3 protein-coding genes and 1 pseudogene are annotated in these 3,015 nt (G+C 61.7%); 1 reads left to right on the forward strand and 3 read right to left on the reverse strand.

Features of this window, described 5'->3' with window-relative positions:
- A pseudogene (locus tag V7E05_RS10155) lies at positions 1-712 on the forward strand (flavoprotein); the annotation flags it as partial.
- A gap of 73 nt (positions 713-785) precedes the next feature.
- Here the strand turns inward: V7E05_RS10155 and V7E05_RS10160 are convergent.
- From V7E05_RS10160 to arsB, 3 genes are all read right to left on the reverse strand, one after another.
- Positions 786-1,220, reverse strand: coding sequence for an arsenate-mycothiol transferase ArsC (locus tag V7E05_RS10160; protein WP_333619541.1), 435 nt, complete (start codon positions 1,218-1,220; stop codon positions 786-788).
- Between the two features lie 20 nt (positions 1,221-1,240).
- Positions 1,241-2,245, reverse strand: coding sequence for a metalloregulator ArsR/SmtB family transcription factor (locus V7E05_RS10165; RefSeq protein WP_333619542.1), 1,005 nt, complete (start codon positions 2,243-2,245; stop codon positions 1,241-1,243).
- Positions 2,242-3,015, reverse strand: a 774-nt coding sequence (gene arsB, locus V7E05_RS10170) for an ACR3 family arsenite efflux transporter (protein ID WP_333619543.1), incomplete at its 5' end; no start/stop codon positions are given. The genes arsB and V7E05_RS10165, both read right to left, overlap by 4 nt.

Here is a 3,015-nt window from a genome sequence, read left to right on the forward strand (position 1 = left end):
AGCGGCCACAGCCATCGGCGATCTGGCGACGATTGTGCGCCGCGATTCCAGTACCCACGTGACCTGGGTGCTTCGTCGCGGGGCTATCGGGTCTGTGTTCGGTGGTGGCGCAGCGGACGAGCTGCCCGAGCGCGGCGCCCTCGGTCAGCGGGCCAAGAAGGCTGTTGACGAAGGCCTCGTCGACCTCGTGACAGGGTTCCGCACGGAGCGCATTGACAGTGACAACGGCCAGGCGGTGCTCATTGCCCAGGACGGCAGGACACTCGCCCCGGCGGAGACGGTGATTGTCTCTACCGGCTTCCGCCCGGACCTGTCGTTCCTGTCCGAGATTCGCCTCGACCTTGACGCTGGATTGCAGGCTCCGTCCAAGGTTGCTGCCGAGGTCGACCCGAACGTGCATTCGTGCGGCTCGGTCCAAGCCACCGGCGCCGCGGACCTGGCCCACCCTGAGCCCGGCTTTTACATCGTCGGGGCGAAGTCGTACGGCCGCGCGCCGACATTCCTCGCTATGACCGGTTTCGAGCAGGTCCGCAGTGTCGTGGCCGAAATCAGCGGCGACCACGAGGCCGCGGCCCGTGTGGAACTCGAACTGCCCGACACGGGAGTCTGCGGCGGCGCCGGCATCTATGACGCGCCCGATAATGAGTCGCAAGGTGGGTGCTGCGGGTCGGCAGCACCCACCATCGACCTCACCGTCGAAGCCGCCCGATAGAGCGGATACGCTGGGCGCCCCGGCGGCCCGGTCAACAGGCCGGGCCACCGGGGCGCATTCCCCTCTGCAGCGGCTAAGAGGGCGTTTGGTTCGCCAAATCGGCGTCGAGACGGTGCACCTTGTCGGCGAGCTGGTCACGCACCAGTCGCATTCGCTCGATCCCCTCGATGCCACGAGCGGAGGGCTCGTCAATGGTCCACGTGTCGATCGTGCCCACCATGCCTGGGATCGGCTCGACGATGGCTTCCTCGCCAATGACAATGACCCTGTTCACCGAACGGAGAATGGCCGGTTCGATGGGTTTGGGGTACTCCCCATCAACTCCTGCTCCGACTTCGGCCAGAGTCGTAACCGATAAGTCATTGAGCGCATTTCCGGGGCGGGTGCCGGCCGAATAGACTTGGACCGGCGAGTGTGAGAGGTGGCGCATAAGCGCTGCCGCCATCTGCGACTTTCCGGCGTTCTTTACGCATACGAACAGCACCGATGGCTTAGCTGGCTGGTCCATGACCGTGCTCCGATTCTCTTCTATGAGTTCAGGCGACCAAGAAGGTCGCGTACGTGACTTTCGATGTCACTGCGAATGGATTCAGCTTCGTCGCCCGTGGCCAGTGACGGATCGCCCACAGCCCACTGTTCATAGCGAACGCCTGGGATGATCGGACAAATATCGCCACACCCCATCGTCACCACGACGTCGGCGGCGCGAACTGCATCATCGGTGAGAGGTTTGGGGAACACCTCACTTGTGTACTGCTCACCGGCGATGCCCTTAAGCATTGAGTGCACGTGTGGGTGGACCTGCGAAGCCGGAGATGACCCGGCCGAGCGTGCCACCACTTTTCCATCGCTCAGCTTGTTGACCAGGGCCGCAGCAAGTTGAGAGCGCCCGGCATTCTGCACGCACACGAACAGAACTTGCGGCGCTGCGGTATCGCGATCGCGACTGAGGTCAGCTAGCCGTTGACGAGCGAACCGTTCCGCCAGCGGAATCAAGTACCGCGTGACAGTCGCCGTTCGCGCAAGGGCTGCATACGATTCACGAACAATCGCCACCACGAGGTCACGGTCCACGGAGCCGTAGTCCTCGGCGAGTTCCTCGGCAAGGTGACTGACCCACGAGTCCGCCGATGCTTGATCTCGGTCGCCAGGATCAACATCGGCGCCACCTTCGCCGAGCACCGCAGCTGGCGCAAAACCATCAAGAAGAGCCGTCACGGCCGTGCGCCGCGCGGGCGCAATTCGATACCACACCCACGTTCCGCGCCGTTCGGCGTGAAGCATGCCGGTGTCTTTTAGAACTTTCAGGTGATGGGACACCGTTGGCTGCGAGACGTCAGAGAGCCCGGCAAGGTCACAGACACACGATTCTCCACGCGGGTCCATCGCGATCGCCGAAAGCATTCGTAAACGGAATGGATCGGCGATCGCCTTGAGAACGGTAGCCACCTTGGCCGCAGCTGCAATGTCTATCGCAGCGGAGGTCGTCGGAGTACACGCATCAAGGCTCGAGGGCGCAGTATTGGTGGTCATTGGACTTTCGATTCAGTAGTGAGTTGACCGGTCATGGGATCGGTGTGAAACCAGGCCTTAGCTGCCCACAATGACACGTACACGAGCCCGACTAGGACGGGAACCTCGATCAACGGGCCCACGACCCCGGCAAGTGCTTGCCCGGAGGTAGCTCCGAACGTGCCGATCGCAACGGCAATGGCGAGCTCGAAGTTATTGCCGGCCGCAGTGAACGCGAGAGTGGTCGAGCGCGCGTATCCAAGACCGATCCCGCGGCCGAGCAGCATTCCTACCATCCACATCACCGCGAAGTAGATCAGGAGCGGAAGGGCGATGCGAACAACGTCCAACGGGTTCTTCGTGATGGCTTCACCTTGCAACGCAAACAGCAAAACGATTGTGAACAGCAAACCGTAGAGCGCCCACGGGCTGATTACCGGAACAAAACGAGACTCGTACCATTCACGGCCTCGAAGTCTCTCGCCAAGCCACCGTGAAAGAAACCCTGCGACAAGGGGAACGCCAAGGAATGCGACAACGTTCACAGCGATCTGCCATATCGACACGTCAAGCCCTTGAGAATCAAGACCGAGCCATCCCGGTAGCACCGTGAGATAGAACCAGCCCAACAGCGAGAACGCGACAACTTGGAATACCGAGTTGATTGCAACCAATACAGCAGTCGCTTCCCGATCGCCGCAGGCAAGGTCGTTCCAGATCACGACCATGGCAATACACCTGGCCAAGCCGACGATGATCAAACCCGTGCGGTATTCAGGCAAATCCGGAAG

The organism is Dietzia sp. (assembly GCF_036741115.1).
In the GTDB taxonomy this organism is placed as follows: Bacteria; Actinomycetota; Actinomycetes; order Mycobacteriales; family Mycobacteriaceae; genus Dietzia.

Bases quoted from the DNA above. Each gene is read 5' to 3' on its own strand.
- V7E05_RS10160 (WP_333619541.1), bottom strand. From the start codon at position 1,220: ATGGACCAGCCAGCTAAGCCATCGGTGCTGTTCGTATGCGTAAAGAAC.
- V7E05_RS10165 (WP_333619542.1), bottom strand. From the start codon at position 2,245: ATGACCACCAATACTGCGCCCTCGAGCCTTGATGCGTGTACTCCGACG.